15 protein-coding genes are annotated in these 18815 nt (G+C 37.7%); 11 read left to right on the top strand and 4 right to left on the bottom strand.

The window, feature by feature from the left end:
- The first annotated feature begins 134 nt into the window (after window positions 1–134).
- The 9 genes from QXK50_06970 (at window position 135) to QXK50_06930 (ending at window position 12676) form a co-directional block, all read left to right on the top strand.
- Window positions 135–1157 carry an ABC transporter permease gene (locus QXK50_06970; protein MEM2008889.1) on the top strand — a complete coding sequence of 341 codons (1023 nt, stop codon included), beginning with the start codon at window positions 135–137 and terminating at the stop codon, window positions 1155–1157.
- Between the two features lie 2 nt (window positions 1158–1159).
- Window positions 1160–1993 carry an ABC transporter permease gene (locus tag QXK50_06965; protein ID MEM2008888.1) on the top strand — a complete coding sequence of 278 codons (834 nt, stop codon included), beginning with the start codon at window positions 1160–1162 and terminating at the stop codon, window positions 1991–1993.
- A gap of 15 nt (window positions 1994–2008) precedes the next feature.
- The gene (locus QXK50_06960; protein MEM2008887.1) at window positions 2009–2992 is read left to right on the top strand and encodes an ABC transporter ATP-binding protein; all 984 of its coding nucleotides are present in this window, start codon (window positions 2009–2011) and stop codon (window positions 2990–2992) included.
- 10 nt (window positions 2993–3002) lie between these two features.
- Window positions 3003–3809 carry an ABC transporter ATP-binding protein gene (locus QXK50_06955; GenBank protein ID MEM2008886.1) on the top strand — a complete coding sequence of 269 codons (807 nt, stop codon included), beginning with the start codon at window positions 3003–3005 and terminating at the stop codon, window positions 3807–3809.
- 85 nt (window positions 3810–3894) lie between these two features.
- A complete protein-coding gene (locus QXK50_06950) occupies window positions 3895–6060 on the top strand; it encodes an ABC transporter substrate-binding protein (protein ID MEM2008885.1) in 2166 nt (721 codons plus the stop codon).
- A gap of 130 nt (window positions 6061–6190) precedes the next feature.
- Entirely contained in the window at window positions 6191–7180 is a 990-nt protein-coding gene (locus tag QXK50_06945; protein ID MEM2008884.1) for a sugar phosphate isomerase/epimerase family protein, read from the top strand.
- A 141-nt stretch (window positions 7181–7321) separates the two neighbouring features.
- Entirely contained in the window at window positions 7322–9529 is a 2208-nt protein-coding gene (locus tag QXK50_06940) for a glycoside hydrolase family 3 N-terminal domain-containing protein (GenBank protein MEM2008883.1), read from the top strand.
- A 148-nt stretch (window positions 9530–9677) separates the two neighbouring features.
- Window positions 9678–11147: a DUF2139 domain-containing protein gene (locus QXK50_06935; GenBank protein ID MEM2008882.1), complete on the top strand. Its 1470-nt coding sequence runs from the start codon at window positions 9678–9680 to the stop codon at window positions 11145–11147.
- Window positions 11148–11221: 74 nt separating this feature from the next.
- Window positions 11222–12676 carry an FGGY family carbohydrate kinase gene (locus tag QXK50_06930; GenBank protein MEM2008881.1) on the top strand — a complete coding sequence of 485 codons (1455 nt, stop codon included), beginning with the start codon at window positions 11222–11224 and terminating at the stop codon, window positions 12674–12676.
- Here QXK50_06930 and QXK50_06925 read toward each other — a convergent pair.
- Together QXK50_06925 and rbcL are read right to left on the bottom strand one after the other, a co-directional pair.
- Window positions 12662–13435 carry a phosphoglycolate phosphatase gene (locus QXK50_06925; GenBank protein MEM2008880.1) on the bottom strand — a complete coding sequence of 258 codons (774 nt, stop codon included), beginning with the start codon at window positions 13433–13435 and terminating at the stop codon, window positions 12662–12664. The genes QXK50_06930 and QXK50_06925 overlap by 15 nt on opposite strands.
- A gap of 73 nt (window positions 13436–13508) precedes the next feature.
- Window positions 13509–14852 carry a type III ribulose-bisphosphate carboxylase gene (rbcL, locus tag QXK50_06920; protein MEM2008879.1) on the bottom strand — a complete coding sequence of 448 codons (1344 nt, stop codon included), beginning with the start codon at window positions 14850–14852 and terminating at the stop codon, window positions 13509–13511.
- A 288-nt stretch (window positions 14853–15140) separates the two neighbouring features.
- Here rbcL and QXK50_06915 point away from each other — a divergent pair, with 288 nt between their 5' ends.
- The gene (locus QXK50_06915; GenBank protein ID MEM2008878.1) at window positions 15141–16040 is read left to right on the top strand and encodes a TIM barrel protein; all 900 of its coding nucleotides are present in this window, start codon (window positions 15141–15143) and stop codon (window positions 16038–16040) included.
- Between the two features lie 52 nt (window positions 16041–16092).
- Here QXK50_06915 and pdxT read toward each other — a convergent pair whose 3' ends face one another.
- Window positions 16093–16695 (bottom strand): pyridoxal 5'-phosphate synthase glutaminase subunit PdxT, encoded by a 603-nt coding sequence (pdxT, locus tag QXK50_06910; GenBank protein MEM2008877.1) that lies wholly within the window; start codon window positions 16693–16695, stop codon window positions 16093–16095.
- A 2-nt stretch (window positions 16696–16697) separates the two neighbouring features.
- Window positions 16698–17738 carry a pyridoxal 5'-phosphate synthase lyase subunit PdxS gene (pdxS, locus tag QXK50_06905; GenBank protein MEM2008876.1) on the bottom strand — a complete coding sequence of 347 codons (1041 nt, stop codon included), beginning with the start codon at window positions 17736–17738 and terminating at the stop codon, window positions 16698–16700.
- 169 nt (window positions 17739–17907) lie between these two features.
- Between pdxS and QXK50_06900 the strand changes: the two genes are divergently transcribed.
- A complete protein-coding gene (locus QXK50_06900; protein MEM2008875.1) occupies window positions 17908–18642 on the top strand; it encodes a thymidylate synthase in 735 nt (244 codons plus the stop codon).
- Window positions 18643–18815: the final 173 nt, after the last annotated feature.

Here is an 18815-nt window from a genome sequence, read left to right as displayed (position 1 = left end):
CATACGCCTCGCTGGTATCATGGCAGACAGTGAGTGTTATTCTTGGTAACTTAGGTTAGTAATAATTGGTATAACTATAACTTTAATAAAGGTTTAAAACCGAGAATACAAGGCTGTATCAATAGGTGTATATTGTGACTAAACTAAATCCATTCATAGTTTTTATGATAAAGAGAGTTAGCATGATGATCCTAACGTTTTTTGTAGCAATGACATTGATATTCCTATTGCCACGTCTTATCCCAGGAAACCCACTAGCCATGCTAATATATTCTCTAGTTCAGACTGGTGCAACCGATCCTGAAAGACTTAAAGCAGTTGAGAGAATGCTTTTAGAGTACTTCCAGCTCGATAAACCTCTACACGAGCAGTACTTCAGATTTATTCAAGACCTCTTTAGAGGAGATTTAGGAAGATCCATAATGTTCTTTCCAAATACCGTTAACGATATTATTATACGATACCTTCCATGGACTTTAGCTCTACTTATACCTGCAATAATAGCTTCATGGATCGTAGGAAACACCATAGGGGTTGTAGCAGCTATAAACAGAGGAAAACTTACCGATAAAATCGTTCTACCATTACTTGCAGTTCTTCAAGGTACACCTCCATACATATTCGCCATGTATCTATTGCTAATTTTTGGTGTATATCTCAAAATTCTACCTACTGGAGGTGGATGGTCTCCAACTTTAGGACCTAGCCTATCTGCAACATTTGTTCTAGACTACCTAAGACACTACATACTACCATTCACATCAATATTCCTAACATCTTTAGGTGGATGGGGACTAAGTATGAGGAATATTGCTTTACAAGAATTGACAACAGATTACATGGACTACGTCAGAGTTCTAGCACTTTCGCAAAAAAAGACCATGAGATACCTCTTTAAGTGCTCAGCTCTACCACAAATAGTTGGTTTAGCAATAGTTTTAGGATGGAGCGTGGCCGGTTCAGTTATAACTGAAATAGTGTTCAATTACCCTGGTATAGGCACAGCTCTCTGGAGAGCACTACAGTCTACAGACTATATGTTGATACAGGGCTTCTTCGTAATACTGATAGGGACAATAATACTAGCCAACTTTATATCAGAGATCATGTTTGCTGTTATCGATCCACGAGTTAGATATGCATATGTAGGTGCATAAAGTTGAAGATACCCGGTATACTAAGGATAAAAAAGTTTGTCATAGGTATCGCGATATTCGCTGCCATAGTTCTTACAGGACTCATAGGTCCAATTTTCTATAAAGTTGATCCCGGCAGAATGGTCGATAGAAGATATCTACCACCATCAACAAAATATCCATTGGGAACAGATGCTCTAGGAAGAGACGTTTTAGCGCAATTCCTTCACGGTATAAGAGGATCTCTGTTGGTGGGTTCAGTAGCTTCCGGTATAGCTTTAGCATTAGCGATATTTCTTGGAACTATAGCAGCAGTATTCGGGGGATTAGTGGATAAAGCTATACTGACGGTTTCAGAAATCTTCATAATAATACCAGCTATCCTACTAATGATGGTTTTGGCTGCATATCTACCAGAAAGGAATCTATGGCTTGTAGCATTTGTTATAGGTATAACATCATGGGGTGGATGGGCGAGAGGATTCAGATCCAGATCTATGAGCATACTCTCGTCAGAGTATATAAATATGGCTGTTCTCTCTGGAGCTTCTAGATTCAGCATAATTGTTAGAGATATTCTACCGGTTATCTCTCCATATGTATTGGCAGCTTTCGCAATGGTATTCTCTTTTGCTGTTATGTCTGAAGTTGGTTTAACAGTAATAGGCATAGGTATGACTAAAGACATCACCCTAGGACTTGTACTATATATAGCTCAGCTATATGCAAACATTACACAAGGCATATGGTGGACATTCGTACCACCAACAATAGCAATAATAGCTATATATCTCTCCCTCTACATGATAGCCATATCGTTAGATGAATACTTTTCACCAAAAGTAGGCTCTGTATAAATTTAGGTGAATATGATGGTGGTTTTAGAAACTAGAGAGCTAAAAGCTTACTACATCCTACGCAAAGGTACAGTAAAAGCTGTTGATAATGTAGATCTCATAGTAAACGAGAGAAGCATTGTAGGTATTGTTGGTGAATCTGGATGCGGTAAATCAACATTAGCAAAAACTTTAGCACTCGACATAGTTCCACCACTCAAACTTATTGACGGTAAAATAGTTATAGATGGTATTGATGTTACAGAAATGCCTCTTAATCAAGCTAGAAAAAGAATAGCTGGAGTTAAAGTTTCTATAATACCACAATCAGCTATGAACGCTCTAGTACCTACGGTCAAGATAAAGAACTTTATAGTTGACGTATTATCGGAGAAAACCGATATCGATTCAGAGAAGATAACAGAACTAGCAGAAAAAAGACTAAAGGAGCTAAACTTACCAGTAGAAAGTCTGAATATGTATCCCTTCGAACTTTCGGGCGGTATGAGGCAGAGAATACTGATAGCATTAGCAACACTGCTTAATCCATCGCTACTGATGGCTGATGAACCAACATCAGCATTGGACGTATCAACACAAAAAATAGTGCTCTCCACAATACACAGTATTTTTGTGAGAGGGTTGGTAAAAAGCATCCTATTCATATCACATGACATAGCCACTGTGAGACAAATTGCCGATAGGATCGTAGTTATGTATGCAGGTAAGATAGTTGAAGATGGTCCAACAGAAGAAATCATACATAATCCATTACATCCATACTCTAAAGCACTTATGTTCTCGATACTCACACCAGAAACACAGATAGTAGAAAGAGTGAAAAAAGTACTATCACTAGCGTTAGCCGGTGAACCTCCGAGCCTAATAAATCCTCCACCTGGCTGTAGATTTCATCCAAGATGCCCATTCGCTATGGATACATGTAGAAGAGAAGAGCCAAAACTTGAAAAACTAGGACAAAATAGTTATGTTGCATGTTGGTTATATCTAAAGAGATGAGGTAACACATATGACTCTACTCAATGTTAAAAACTTAACAAAAACCTATAGATCAGGTTTGATTACACACAAGATGATCCTGGCTGTCGACAATGTGAGTCTTGATGTAAAGGAAGGCGAAATCATATCTCTTGTGGGCGAAAGTGGTTCGGGTAAAACAACAACAGCAAGAATTATTCTAAGATTGTTGAAACCTACATCAGGTTCCATAGTCTTTATGGGTAAAGATATATGGCACGATCTTAAATCGAAAAACGATCTTAAGTGGTATTGGAGAAATGTTAATGGGGTTTTTCAGGATCCTTTCTCATCATTTAATCCAACACATAGAATCAGAGACGATCTCTTAAGAGTTTTTAACCTATTTGAGCATAACTATGATAATGAAACAAAAATGAACTTAGTTAGAGAAGCTCTACAATCAGTTGGACTTATACCAGAAGAAGTTCTCGAACGAAGACCTTTTGAGCTCTCTGGAGGTATGAGGCAAAGGATACTGATAGCCAGAATATTCCTAATAAAACCAAAGCTGGTAATAGCTGACGAGCCTACAAGTATGATAGATGCCACGCTAAGACTCAGTATACTAAATCTATTCACGAGACTTAGAGAAGAATTGAAAATATCAATAATGTTTATAACACACGATCTAGGACTAGCCACATATGTAAGTGATAGAATATTGGTCATGTATAAGGGTAAAATAATCGAAGAAGGAACTCCAGAGGAAATCCTCAACAATCCAAAACATGAATACACACAAAACCTACTAAACTCAGTACCAAAACTCTATACCTCATGGTTCAAACAGTTATGAACCACTTCTACATCCTTATACACTTTCATCAATATTTTTAAAGAGAACCCATAACAATATAGTTATCCTAGAGTAGGGTGTAAACATGAAAAATAAAATATTTATGGTATCATTAGCTCTAATACTAACATTAGCACTAATATTACCTGTAATCTCATCCACAGTTTATGCACAAGAATTTCCACGAGATCAAACAGCAATAATATCACAACAATGGGGAACCCCTGGAGGTTTCAATCCATTAGTCTCTGGAAGATACGCCTGGGGTACAGACATACTGATGTATCCTCGACCATTTGTCTATGGACCTTACTCTGACGACTTTGTGCCTTATCTGGCTACAAGCTTTAGATGGGTAGATCAATACACATTAGAAATTACTCTAAAGACAGATGCTTACTGGTCTGATGAAAAATCCATTACTGCTGATGATGTTGTATGGTCATTTGAGGTGAACAGGTTATGTTCAACAGCCGGAAGCTATATATGGAACTATATATCAGCTGTAGAAGCAGTTAATCCACAGACAGTCAGATTCCATATAAATAAAACCAACGTTAACTACTACAGAATAGTAGATGTACTTACATGGCTTATTCTACCTAAGCATAGATGGGAGAAACTATACAATGAAATGGGCTGTAAAATAGCTACAGAGTTCATGGATACAGAATTCGATAAAATTGTTGTAGGAGGTCCGTATAGACCTGTTTACTGGGCTGGAGATACCTGGGTCTATGAAAGAATTGACAATTGGTGGGGCAAGAAATACTTCGGGTTACCTGCACCTAAATATGTAATGCACATATCACCTAAGAGCGATGAACAAGTAAGACTTGAATGGATACAAGGAAACAGAGACCACATGTCCCACTTCGTTGACAGATTATGGGAGATAATCAATTCAGATCCAACAAAAGGAACATTCGATAACAAGAACTGTCCACCTTGTATGTTCGGAGGTAGCGTTGTATTCTTTGCATTCAATCTAGAAAAATATCCATTTAATGACATAAGAGTTAGAAAAGCTCTATACTATGTCATGCTTGCAAACAACATGGAAGCACTTAAAAAAGCTTCTGAAGCTGCTTTCTCAGGCTACCTCATTCCTGCAAGAGTATATCCTGTTCCTATAATACCTCTTCTCGAAAGAACAGAAAAATACTTGGCTAAAGATCTTATAGAGAACTTCTTGGGAGAAGCTACAATAGAGAATGCCAGAAAGTTGCTTGATGAAGCTGGTATAATTGATAGAAATGGTGATGGAATCAGAGAGTTACCTGATGGAAAACCATTTAGATTCTCGGTAATAGTTCCAGCAGGTTGGGTACCAGTAATAGGTTCAGCGACAGTATTTGCAGAGATATGGAGAAAAGAGTTGGGAATAGATGTTATAGTTGATCAGAAAGACTTTAGCGTGGTATGGGACAGTATTAGTAAAGGAGATTATGAAGCCACATGGTGGTTGCATAGCACGAGAATGGGTGCAGCTTCACCATGGATAAACTTTGATGTAGCTATGGACTCAAGGTTACCAACAAATCCATGGGGAGGACCTATATCCAGGTACAAGAACCCTGTGGCCGATTGGTTGCTAGACGAAGTTGGTAGAACATGGGATGAAAGCAGAAGATCATATCTCTATAGATTACTGCAAGAGATATGGCTTAGAGATCTACCGTTCCTTATATTTGGTCAAGATCCTCACTGGTACCAGTATTCTGAACAATACTGGGTTGGCTGGCCAAACATAGACAGAATAAACAAGTACGGAGCATTCTATGCCACAAATTGGGATCCAGGATTCCTATTCGTTCTCTTCCAGATTAAATCATCTAAAGAGATTCAGCCAGGAACAGCTGATGTAGATACTGTTCCAGAGTTCCTAAAGCCACGCAATAGAATATCAGCATCTGTATTCTTTGATGAGCTACAGAAAGCTGCAGGAGCTGCAGTCCCAACCACAATTACAGTCCCAACCACAATTACAGTCCCAACCACAATTACAGTCCCAACCACAATTACACAAGCTGCAGTAACCGTAACATCAACAGCAGTATCTACTGTTACACAAGCTGCAGTAACCGTAACATCAACAGCAGTATCTACAAAGACGGAGGTGAGAACAACTGTTGCAACAACTACAACTACAACAGAAGTAACTGTTACTGATTGGACAATGACCATAGTAGTAGGTATAGTGTTGCTTATTGTTGGTTTAGCTATAGGTTGGTTCATTAAAAAGAAGTAATATTGTGTTATATTAATTATTTTTTAATTCTAAATCCAATCATTATTCTAATTGTTCAGATTTCTATGATTTCATTAAGAGTACATTTTTATAGTAGTTAAACCACACTTAGTTAGTCGGGTTAAGATATATGAGAATAAGATTTTCCACAGGAATATGGGTTTTTGGAGCAGGTGTAGAACGTTTTGCGCCTACAGGTTATAAAGTGGCTAAAAATATCGTGAATTTAGTACATGAAGCAAGTAGAGTAGATGATCTTAAAGGACTAGAGTTTCACTATCCTACAGAAGTTGATGAAAGTAATGTTAAAGATGTTAGAGATGCTCTATTGGATCACGGTATTGAGGCTGTTGGTATAGCTCCAGTACTTTCTCAAGAAGCTCAATGGGCTCGAGGAGCTCTTTCGGCACTTGATGAAAATACTAGGAGAAAGGCTATAGATAGGTGCAAGAAGGCTATAGATATTGCTAGAGAACTTGGGGCAAAAATGCTCATTATATGGCCTGGTAGAGAAGGTTTTGACCTTCCTCTCACAACAGATTACAGGAAGCTATGGGACAACTATGTTTCAGCGATAAAGGAGATATCAGAATATGGTTCAGATCTAAAGGTAGCACTAGAGTATAAAATAGAGGATCCAGCAAGCTATCTTCTTCATGGTTCAGCTGCCAGGGCTCTAACAACAATTCTTGAGTTGAAGTCCCAGGGAGTAAATAATGTAGGTATAAATGTTGAATTTGCACATGCAAAGCTAGCAAAAGAATATGTACCCGAAACTATAGTCCTTATATCCAGGTATAGAGCTCTGTATCATCTACATCTAAACGATATATTCACAGAAGTAGATCTAGATCTCTTTCCCGCGAGTGTACATCTACTAGAATTCATTGAACTACTCTACTGGCTACACGAGATAGGATACGATGGTTGGTATGGACTAGATCTATTCCCAAGATATCTAGATGCAGCCGAAATGGTTAGACAAAGTATATATAACATTAAAGCACTCTATAATGCTTTAGAGAAGGTTGGCTGGAGTAAGATAAGAAAAACTATAGAATTGAATAATCCTATAGAATCTCAGAAACTTTTGAGAGAAATTCTTGGTGTATATATCTAAAACATCTGGACTATGCATTACCTTTCACAATATTTTTACAATATTCTACCGACATAAATGAAAATATTTTTATACCTATATCATTTTACTTTGCTTTGGTGAAACACTATTTACTGCAAGATCAAAGAAATCACCAAAAAGATGAGTATAGAGGAAAAAATTGCTCAACTGACCTCGATATTTGTTGATGATCTCATTGAGAATGGTGATTTCTCTGAAGCTAAAGCTGAACAACTTATAAAGCATGGAATTGGACAGATAAGTAGAGTAGCAGGATCAAAACTAGGGTTCAAACCTAGAGAAGTTGCTAAAATAGTTAATAAGATCCAGAAGTTCTTGATTGAAAAAACTAGATTGGGAATACCAGCTATAGTGCATGAGGAATGTCTCTCAGGATTAATGGGACCTTCTGTTGTTATGTTTCCAATACCTTTAGCATTAGCAAGCACATGGGATCCCGACCTCGTTAAAAACGTTGCAGAAAAGATAAGAGAACAAGCATTGCTGGTTGGTGTTAAGCATTGTTTATCGCCTGTACTAGATCTATGTAGAGATCCTAGATGGGGTAGATGTGAAGAAACCTTTGGCGAAGACCACAATTTGGTAGCGGCTATGGGTATAGCATATGTTAGAGGTCTGCAAGGCGATGGAGATAGAGTTTACGTAGTTGCTACAGCAAAACATTTTGCTGCACATGGTGTTCCTGAAGGGGGTAGAAATATAGCGTCTGTAAATATAGGTGTTCGAGAGTTTAGAAATATTCATCTATATCCTTTTGAAGCAGTCGTGAAGCTAGCTAAACTAAAATCTGTAATGCCTGCTTACCATGAAATCGATGGAATACCGTGTCATGCTAATGACGAACTACTGAGCAAGATACTTCGATACGAGTGGGGATTCGATGGAATTGTTGTATCTGACTATTGGGGTGTAAGGATGCTTAATACTGTTCATAGAGTTGCAAAAAGTTGCAAAGAAGCGGCAATACTAGCTTTATCAGCTGGCGTAGATATAGAGCTTCCGCATAATGACTGTTTTAAAGAGCTTGTAGAAGCTGTAAGGAAGAGAGAGATACCCGAGGAACTTCTAGATAGAGGTGTTGAAAGAGTTCTCTACGTCAAGTATCTATTGGGGCTTTTTGATAATCCATATGTAGATGAAGCAAGAGTTCCAGAAACCATAGATGGCCCCAGCTATAGAGAGCTTGCACGTGAAGTTGCGAGAAAATCTATAGTGTTGCTAAAGAACGATGGAGTACTACCCTTACCGAAATCTAACATAAAGATTGCGGTGGTAGGTCCTCTTGCAGATAATCCTTTCGCTATGTTGGGTGATTATCATTACGCATCACACATAGGTTTAGTTCAACCTGATATACATATAGTGACGGTTCTCGAAGGGATAAGGAACAAGATAGATCCGTCGTCAGTTTCATATGCTAAAGGTTGTGAGGTACAAACCTCAGACCTTAATATGCTTAATGAGGCTATTGCTATAGCTAGTAAAGCTGATGTAGTTGTGATTGTTATTGGTGATATTTCCTGCATATTTGATAAGAATAGATGTACCTCAGGTGAAGGTATTGATAGAACAGATCTCTCTCTAACAAAACCACAAGAGGAGCTAGTTAAGAGTATTAGTAATTTAGGCAAACCTGTAGTTCTTGTTGTTGTAGCTGGAAGACCTATGTCTCTAGAAAATGTACAGAAAGATGTAAAGGCTATTCTATGGTGTTGGAAACTAGGTGCTGAAGGCGGTAATGCTATAGCTGATATTCTTTTCGGTGACTATTCACCAAGTGGGAGACTGCCTGTATCTCTACCTAGATCAAGTGGTCAGCTACCGATATACTATTCAAGAAGACCTTCATCATTTGGCGAGTATATAGAGATGCCTTCTAAACCTTTGTATCCATTCGGTTATGGACTAAGTTATACAGAATTTAGGTATACTAGCATCAACGTAGAGCCACTAGAAGTACCAATAGCTGGAGAAATCAGGATATCAGTTGAGGTCGAGAACATAGGTGGGTATGAAGCTGATGAAGTTGTACAGATATACATTGCCAGAACTTACAATAGTTTAGCGTTACCGGTTAAGGAGCTGAAAGCATTTAAGAGGATAAAGATCAAGCCTGGAGAAAGAAGGAGAGTGACATTCAAAATACCTACACAACTTCTAGCATTTTACAATAGGGATACAAAACTTGTTATAGAACCTGGTGAATACAAGGTAGTTGTTGGACGCAATAGCGAAGAAAGTATCTTTGAAACAACGATCAAAATTGTTGGAGAAACTATAGAACTCAAAGAGAGAAAGATATTTACTGCCGAAGCATATATAGAATAAAATGATTACCAAACATTATTATTTTTTTAACTAGTTCATCCTTGTTTGTTTAGTTCTCCTAATCATAGGAGAATATACAAATGAATAGATGATATATATATAAACTTATTAAGTTATACAACCTACACCCCTACTTTGGGTCTCTCCCTTGGGTAGACCAAATCTTCACTTAAAAAGATACGTACAGCATGACGAAGTAGGTATGGGTCAAAATCAATTCAGATGTTTCTATATGGCTTTTCACCCAGTCAATGGCGCATTTGTTGTACATGAGGGTCATTCAGGAAAAATATATATGGATGGAAAAATTATATATGATTTTGCATTAATTGGTAGACCGCCTAGAGCTGGAGGAGATACTCATGGTGCTATAACATGGTCTCGAGAATACGTATTCATAGGTGGCTGGATGAAGGCTCCTCCAGGACTGCTCGTATCTACGGATAGAACTCTTGCTAAACAAGATATGAGAGAGAAGTACAGCCATATACATACAGTTGATGAAAATGGTAAAGTAGAGCTTCTATGGTCTAGGAAATGGGATGATAAACTTCCTCCAAACCATTGGTATGGAGAGGTAACAGATCTCTTGTATGATGGACATGACAATATACTGTACTTTAGTAGAGCTGATGGATATGCAGAACTAGGTTTATGGAGGATATCTCTAAATGATAAAAAAGTTGAATGGATAATTAGAAACAGGACAGTATATAAGATGGAGATGAAAGACGATAAAATATTTGCTACACTATTCAATCCAGCTCATATGGAGAAATCCGCTGTAGCTATATACGATACCCTCAGTGGAGAAAGTAGACTTATTGAAGACTTCAATTTTGCTTTAGACCCAGATAAGAAAATTTCTATAAAGAGAGATGGTGGTCAAATAGTACAGATACAAAATCGATTGATATCGTTTTACGGGGGTACACTGATAGTTAGTGATCCCTATAGAGATAGACATATTCTCTATCCGTTTCTAGAGATTGTTAGTCCCGAATCAGAGAGACCTCCATATATACCTGGACTTAGAACACAGAAGGTTTACCCCCTTGGAATACCTATTATAGCTGTTAATCCATCTGAAGGACTAACAGAACCTACACTTAGAACCACATTTGGACTCTTAGTGAGAGTAGATCCTGTTGTACCGCAGATAGTGTCTCTCTCAGGCTTCGTTTCGGGTATGATATCAGATGGAGAATATGTATATCTAGGAGCATCATATGCAAATCACTGTCCAGCATATACTTACAGAACAGGTGATGGAGGCATATATGCTATACCTGTGAAAGAGTTATTCACAAAACCTTGGAATTCTCTTAGATTATGGGTATTCGATGGATTTTATAAGCTTGATGAAACAGGTATAGAAGGATGGTTCGGTGGTATACCTCTTAAAGGATTTACTGTAAGGAAAATGAGAATATATGTATCAGATAAGGTGAAGATGAGTATTGCAGAATACAATTTGCTTACAAAAGTTTATGAAGATTCTGTAAACCTAGAGCAGGGATGGAATATAGTAGATTTATCGCCATACTATGATATAGTAGCATTTAGATTCAGCAACAATTTAGAGAAAGTGTTAGCTGAAGTAATAGTAGAACCCTAACCTATATACACAACTTTTAAATAAGATTTAAATTCTAAAACTATGTTTTCTATTTTTCGTCCTCTGGTGACTCTATGAAGCAACTCTTTATAGGAATAGATTTAGGTAGTAGTGGTATTAGGGTAGAGGTATACGATATTGAGGGAAACCTGGTAGCTATGGGTAAGGAGTCTATCCATAATCAAACTTGTGAAGAATGGTTGCGAGCATTAGAAGCTTCTGTACCAAACATTGTTAAAGAATGCACCGATTGTGAAAAACATGTATCTGTCACAAGTACCTCTGGAACCTTAATAGGTGTCAATAGATATGGTGAAGTGATTCACGGTCCCATAATGTACTATGAAAGAATTGATGAATGGTACGAAAAGATCAAAAACTATAGCTCTATCAAGAAGTTGAACGAGAAAGGTGTTAAAATAGATCAAACATCACCTCCTGTAAAGATCCTGAAGTTAAAGATTGAACACCATGATATCTACAGTAACGTCCACTGGTTTATTTCACCAACAACATATCTTCTATACAAGCTGTACTATGATGAAGGCGAGATATGGGAAGATGTATACATGGACTACACAAATGCCTTGAAGTTCGGCATAGATATCACATCTTCTCCACCAACATGGTTCTACCCACTATATGATGAACTAGGTATAGATGCAGATAAATTACCTAAACTAGCTCCAGTAGGTGAAGCTATAGGTATTGCAAAAAGCAGATTTGCTGAAAAAATTGGTCTTAAAAATGCTAGACTTTATCAAGGGTTAACAGATGGTAATGCTGCAGCTATAGCTGGTGGTGCTATAGATATAGGGGACATAAACATGTACATAGGTACAACAACTGTACCGAAGATAGTTGTTGACAGAATTGTAACTCATCCAGCACTTTATTACCATATACATCCGATAAAGGGGTATTTAGCAGGATCTGCAACAGGATTTACTGGAGCATTTCTCTCATGGTATTCAGAAAAAGTCCTTGGAATGCCTCTAGATAAGGCTTCTGAGTATGTCGAGAAAGTTAAAGCTGGTAGCGAGTATATGTTCTTTCCCTATGGCGATAGAGGTCCTACATACAATCCGTTATTAGAGCCAGCTATAACAGGTATAAAGATTTCGGATGAACCTAGAGAAATACTTTTAGGGAGATTCATTAGAAGCATTATGCTTGGAATAACATTGCTTGAAAACTATTTTATTGAATTATTTAGAGAGCTCTTCAGTATAGATACAAATTGTGTCAATTTAACTGGTGGTGGCACCAAATCCAAGATATGGAACAAGATTAGAGCCTCAGTATATGGAAAGAAAATCATAGTTCATGGAGATCTTGTTGGTACAGGGGTAATAATACCCTTATTGATTAGAAACAGATTCTATAGCTCTATAGATGAAGTTAAAAGAATGTTCTTGAAGCCTATTGATACTGTAGAACCTGATGAAGCTTTGGTTGAGGTGTATAGACCATATAAAGATGCATTCATAAGGAGATGGCTAAAATTGCAAGATCTATATAGAGCTTGAGACTCGAAATTTAATCTCTATATATGATAGCAGGTTTTTCAGGAAGAACTTTGTTGATTCCGAAGCTCTAAATGGTAAAACTATTACTGCCTCTTTTTTAAGCTCTTCATCAGCATCACCTGTTGCTACACCTATTCCTACAGCTTTAATCATGTCAATATCTGTTACACTATCACCTATAGCTACAGCTTTTTTGAGATCCATACCGAGTTTCTCAGCCACAATTCTGATACCTGAGCTTTTTGAACAATACTTAGGGTAGATATGTATGACGTAACCTGTGTATAATGCATGGATATCTGGGTATAGATGCATTATCTTTTTCTCAAGCTCTCTAACAGCATGAACATCACTCCTGATTTCTTTAGGTACATGAAATGCCCTGTCACATAATCTGTAAGCGTTACTTGGTGATGGCTTGAGACTGAAACTTTTTGAGATTACATCAGCTAAACTATCTAGAGATTCTTTACATATTTTTAAGACTTCTTCATGCATCTGAATGACGCAACCATTCTCAGCTATAAATATAGATGAAAGACCCAGGTATCTTTGCAAAGTCAGTACCACTGGATAAGCATTACCAGAAACGAGATACACAGGAACACCTTTCGACTCTAATTCTCTCAAAAAACCAACTACTTCAAGATCCATCACGTAGCTACCTCTAGCTACGGTCATCACGCCATCTATATCAATGAAGAGAGCGCTTGGAATATTACTATAAAGATATCTTTCAAGTATATCATATAGATTCATGAATTTCTACCCAAATATTTCATAGACTAGGTAATAAAGTAGAAGATATTTATTTAAAAATAATTGTCTTTATTTATATCGGTCTCACATATCCCCATTTCTCGAGAGCTTTCCTAAGTTCTGGATGATCTTTAGCATAATCATCTAGAGGTATTCCTTTGACGATAGCTTCTAGTGCTTGTCGGATAGCAGCTGCACCAGCTCTAGGACCGTCTGGATGACCTATAGTGCCGCCACCTACTTGTATAACACAATCTCTACCTAATACTTTAACAACCTCTGGAAGAGTTCCTGGATGTAGTCCTCCAGATGATGTTGGTACTGATGGTTTTATATGGTAGAAGTGTTGCTCGAGATGGAATATATCATCTTTATCTGGTGTGAATGGATCTTCTCTAAGTACTTTAGCATTCCTTATAACATCTATGGTCTTTGCCTCTAGCTTACCTACTTCTGGTGTACCTATATGTAGTTGATCAACACCTATTATCCTGAAAAGTTTAGCTAATGTGAACATTGAGATACCGTGGTATGGATTTCTCGTTATAGCTGCATGCATAGCTCTATGTGCGTGGATAGCTAGACCGTATTCTTCAGCTAGATCTCTGATATATGTTAGAGCAGACCAACCTGTGACAACTACATCAACCATTATGTATGGGTTACCATAATCAGCTACAAGCTTTAGTCTTTTCTCCATTTCCCTAACATCAGCAGTAATGTTAGCAAACCATACCTTTCTCTCACCTGTTTCTTTCTCGACTTTGTCTATGATCTTCATTATCGATTTTGCTCTTGCTTCAAAACGACAGTAACTTGGGCTAACAAGGTTTTCGTCATCCTTTATATAGTCCATGCCTCCGCTTAGAATCTCGTAAGCTAGTTTCTCTACTTCATCTGCAGTATAGCCTACTTTAGGTTTCGGTACTGTACCTGCAATAGGCCTGTCATAGACTTTGAATATATCTCTAACACCTTTAACACCTTTAACAGGGCCTCTGAAATATTTGATGAAATCATATGGAAGATACATATCCTCTACTCTAAGCCATTTAGCTCTCCTCATACCGAAGATGTTTCCAGCAATACTAGCTAAGAAACCAGGCATGTTATTCTCTTCAAAAAGCTCTACAGGATATGCAATTCTAATGAGCCAAGAACCATCGCCCAAGTCTTTAAAGAAGTATGCTCTGCCCTTGAGTTTCTCTAATCTATTCTGATCATACCATACATAGAGCGTGGTCCAGGTACCTGTACTACTTTCAGCAGCAATACCACCTGCAACCTCTTCTATACTGAAGCCTTCAGCTGGTGTTACTCTAAAGGTAACAATAACATCATTCTTAAGATCTGGTGCATAACTCTTGTCTATCCATGTGTGATAAGGTTCGAAATCCACCTTTGGCTTATATGCCATAGATACCCAAGCTACTATCGTATTCAGGACAACATAATAAGTTTAACGCATATAACCTTAGTGTTGTCAGATACCGAGATACCTAAAACTAGAAAAGGAAGGAAAAAGAATTCGAATTGTTATGCAAATCTCATGACGAGACATTGTGTATCGTCGATAGACAACGATGTTTTAAAAAGAGATTTAGTAGAATATTAATCTATTGATAAGACTTCCTACTGATCTCAAAATCTTCATGGATAAATTTATAATCTTTAGCTACAAAGGTAATAGGTGTGGGAAGAGACTATGGCTAAACTACATCTAGGTTTGAATCTTAGTTGGGCTGTTAAACGATGGCCTATGCCAGATGAATGGGCAGAAATAGTGGCTAAACTTGATGTAAAGTATGTTCAGTTTTCATATGATCTACTTGACCCTAGATCTACACATGATGCTGTAGAACATATGGCTAATCTTATCCTGGACGCTATAAAGAAGTATGGAATAGTTATCCATTCAACATTTACCGGTTTAGCTGCATACTCATTCAATCTACTATCACATCCAGACCCGGTAATGAGGTATGATGCTCTAGATTGGTATATGAAGGCTATAGACTTTACCTCTAAAATATCGGTAAAAGCTACCGGGGGTCATATAGCTGCTAAAAGTGTGAAAGACTATAATGATCCGAAAAGAAGAACATACATAGACTCAGCATTAATAGATAACATGAAAGCTTTAAGAATATATGCTAAAGCAAAAGGACTAGAAATGATCTTATGGGAGCCTATGCCTGTTCCTAGAGAAACTCCTTGGACAATGAACGAGACAGAAGAAATACTTGTTAAAGCCAATGAAGGTCCTGGAGTATCTGTACTCCTAAATATAGATCTGGGTCATCAATGTACATTACAGGGTATGGAAGCTGATCCCTATGAATGGCTAAAGAGATTTGCCCCAAAATCACCTGCAATACATATACAGCAAACGGATGGTAAAGGAGATAGACATTGGCCTTTTACTGAAGAATACAACAGGATAGGTATCATAAAGCCGGATAAAGTTGTTGAAGCAATAGAAGCTTCGGGAGCTAAAGAAGTATACCTACTTCTAGAGTATATACCCCCATTCGAGTATCCAGATGAAGAGGTCCTAAAGAATCTAGAAGCATCTGTGAAATACCTTAAACAATATATACCATAAAACCATAAAAGTAATTATAAATAAGATATCATACCCCTCTTTATGCTATTCTTTATTTTTTAACAATCTCTAGAAAGTATCTATGTATTCTTGTATCGCCTGATAGCTCCGGATGAAATACTGCAGCCAGTATAGTGTCTTGTTGTACAAACACATAGTTTTCTCCATAGATAGCCAGAGGCTTGACTTTACCTGAGATCTCGATGATTGCTGGAGCTCTTATGAATATAGCTCTAAATGGTTTTTCTCCTAAAGTAGGTATCTCTAGATCTATTTCGAAACTTTCCTTCTGTCTACCATAGAAGTTTCTGACGACAACAACATCTAACAAACCTATTGTACCTTGAAGTTCTTTTCTTGTTTTTAGATCTGTAACCCTCTTTGCCAAGAATATTGCTCCTGCACAAGTACCTAAGACAGGTAATCCCTCTATCACCTTACTTCTGATCTCCTCAACCATATTGTACCTCTTGGCTAGCTTAACTATTGTTGTTGATTCGCCACCAGGTATTATGAGACCATCTAGCTTATTTAGCTGTTGAGGTTTAACTACTGTTTCCACGTTACACTGTATATTCAATTCCCTACATGATTCAATTACCATATATTTGTGTTCGTCTATACCTCCTTGATACCCAAGTACCCCTATGTTCATAACTATATCCCTCTAACCTGAAGAAGTTCTTCAGGTTTCAACTGCCTTATATCTATACCCATCATACTCTTTGATTCATCTATCATAGCCTGTGCTTCTGCTACAGTTTCAGGATCATACCACATAGATGTAGCAAGAACTATTGCTTCTGCTCTTGTTTGAGGATCTTGAGACTTGAATATACCTGAACCAACGAATACCCCATCCGAACCGAGCCACATAAGTAGAGCTGCATCAGCGGGTGTAGCTATGCCTCCAGCCGCGAAATTAATTATAGGTAATCTCTTCAGTCTAGCTGTAAGATCGACCAATTCATAGGGTACACCATATTCTCTGGCCTTTCTCATTCTATCCTCTGGAGCTATGCTGACAACAACCATTATGCTCTCCATTATCGACCTCATATGTTTCACAGCTTCAGAAACATTTCCTGTGCCAGCTTCTCCCTTGGTTCTGATCATCGATGCTCCTTCGTATATCCTTCTCAAAGCTTCTCCAAGATCTCTAGCACCATTAACAAACGGTATCTTGAATAACCACTTGTTTATATGTCTTTCCTCATCTGCAGGTGTCAAAACTTCAGACTCGTCTATCATATCTACACCTATTTGTTCGAGAACTTTTGCCTCCATGTAGTGACCTATCCTAACTTTAGCCATAACTGGTATAGTTACGGATTCAAGAACCTCCTCTATCCTTTTAACGCTGGCCATTCTAGCTACACCACCGCTTTTCCTAACATCATAAGGAAGTTTATCTAGGACCATAACCGAAACTGCTCCAGCTTCTTCAGCTATTACTGCTTGCTCGACATTAGTAACATCCATACATACTCCATATTTTTGGAACACAGGGAACCCATACTTAACCTTCAGAGTACCTTTAGCAGGAACAGTTATTGTGTCTGGTAATGTTTCTGGACCATATCTAAAGTAGAGACCATTCGATCTAAGTTTATCACTAACATCGGCTAGTCTGTAGAAGAAGTCAACTATATTATTGAATCCAACCTCATATAGATGTGTATCAAACAATCTCTTCATGGCTAAATCAACTCATCTAGATGCATTTCTAGATACATTATTGCTTTCAGAATATAAGTGTTAATCTAAGTATTTAATCGATATATCTATATAGAGATAGATAACACATTCTGAATAGTCTCTCAGAATATAAATTAGAGACGATACAGATAGTTTCTGGTGTAGTGTGTTGATTGTATATGTGTATGCTAAGAGTTTGCCTGAGGCATGGGAGAAGAGTTTGGTTGAGCTTAAGAATCTGGGGATAGTTATTGATACTGAGTATGGTGAGAAATCTATTGATGCTCCTGCTGCTATAGTTGTTGAAGAACCTTTCTCAGAGCCTAGAGTGCATCTCAGAGGTATTGTTGCGGGTTCTCTCAAGGGTTTGCTAGAGTATGTTGATGAAGTTGTGTATGGTGTTCATGACCATCTTGTCGAAAAGTTCGGCTACACATATCACGAAAGATTATTTAGCTATAGACTACCAAATGGTGTTGTTGTTAATCAGATAGAGAAGATTATTGAGAAGCTAAAGAAAGCACCCTACAGCAGAAGAGCACAAGCAATAACTTGGCAACCATGGAGAGATCTAGAGACAGAGCATCCACCTTGTCTACAGAGAATGTGGTTTAGAGTTATAGACAATAAACTAGTTCTACATGTACATATGAGAAGCAATGATGCTTTGAAAGCTACATACATGAACATGTATGCATTCACAGAACTACAGAAATACATAGCTAATCAGCTGGGGATTTCTGTTGGTCACTATATACATGTAGCTGATTCTTATCATGTCTATGAAAGAGACTGGAAATGGTTCAACACATTTGTGGAACAGATAAAGAGCGGTGAATCGAGAAAAAGATGGAGAACAACACAAGAATACATAGACATGGTCAAGAAACTCGAAAACAAGTAACAATCCTAATGATAGCTGATGACGGTACCATATACCTCTCATTTATATTCAGAAACGTTGTTCTGAACCTTTCTCACCTATCTATACTTAATGTTCTAAATCAGACTGTTTAGAATACTATCCTATTTTTATATGTAGGATACCGAATAGCTATGTCTCTAACAGAAGTCCCC

The sequence above is a fragment of the Ignisphaera sp. genome (assembly GCA_038831005.1).
Lineage (GTDB): Archaea > Thermoproteota > Thermoprotei_A > Sulfolobales > Ignisphaeraceae > Ignisphaera.
Note: the sequence above shows the minus strand (reverse complement) of the source record. Positions and strands in the feature narration are given on the sequence as shown.

What these genes read in the sequence shown, in the direction of transcription:
- QXK50_06960 (MEM2008887.1), top strand. Translation starts at nt 2,009, where the DNA reads ATGGTGGTTTTAGAAACTAGAGAGCTAAAAGCTTACTACATCCTACGC.
- QXK50_06955 (MEM2008886.1), top strand. Translation starts at nt 3,003, where the DNA reads ATGACTCTACTCAATGTTAAAAACTTAACAAAAACCTATAGATCAGGT.
- QXK50_06950 (MEM2008885.1), top strand. Translation starts at nt 3,895, where the DNA reads ATGAAAAATAAAATATTTATGGTATCATTAGCTCTAATACTAACATTA.
- QXK50_06945 (MEM2008884.1), top strand. Translation starts at nt 6,191, where the DNA reads ATGAGAATAAGATTTTCCACAGGAATATGGGTTTTTGGAGCAGGTGTA.
- QXK50_06940 (MEM2008883.1), top strand. Translation starts at nt 7,322, where the DNA reads ATGAGTATAGAGGAAAAAATTGCTCAACTGACCTCGATATTTGTTGAT.
- QXK50_06930 (MEM2008881.1), top strand. Translation starts at nt 11,222, where the DNA reads ATGAAGCAACTCTTTATAGGAATAGATTTAGGTAGTAGTGGTATTAGG.
- QXK50_06925 (MEM2008880.1), bottom strand. Translation starts at nt 13,435, where the DNA reads ATGAATCTATATGATATACTTGAAAGATATCTTTATAGTAATATTCCA.
- rbcL (MEM2008879.1), bottom strand. Translation starts at nt 14,852, where the DNA reads ATGGCATATAAGCCAAAGGTGGATTTCGAACCTTATCACACATGGATA.
- QXK50_06915 (MEM2008878.1), top strand. Translation starts at nt 15,141, where the DNA reads ATGGCTAAACTACATCTAGGTTTGAATCTTAGTTGGGCTGTTAAACGA.
- pdxT (MEM2008877.1), bottom strand. Translation starts at nt 16,695, where the DNA reads ATGAACATAGGGGTACTTGGGTATCAAGGAGGTATAGACGAACACAAA.
- pdxS (MEM2008876.1), bottom strand. Translation starts at nt 17,738, where the DNA reads ATGAAGAGATTGTTTGATACACATCTATATGAGGTTGGATTCAATAAT.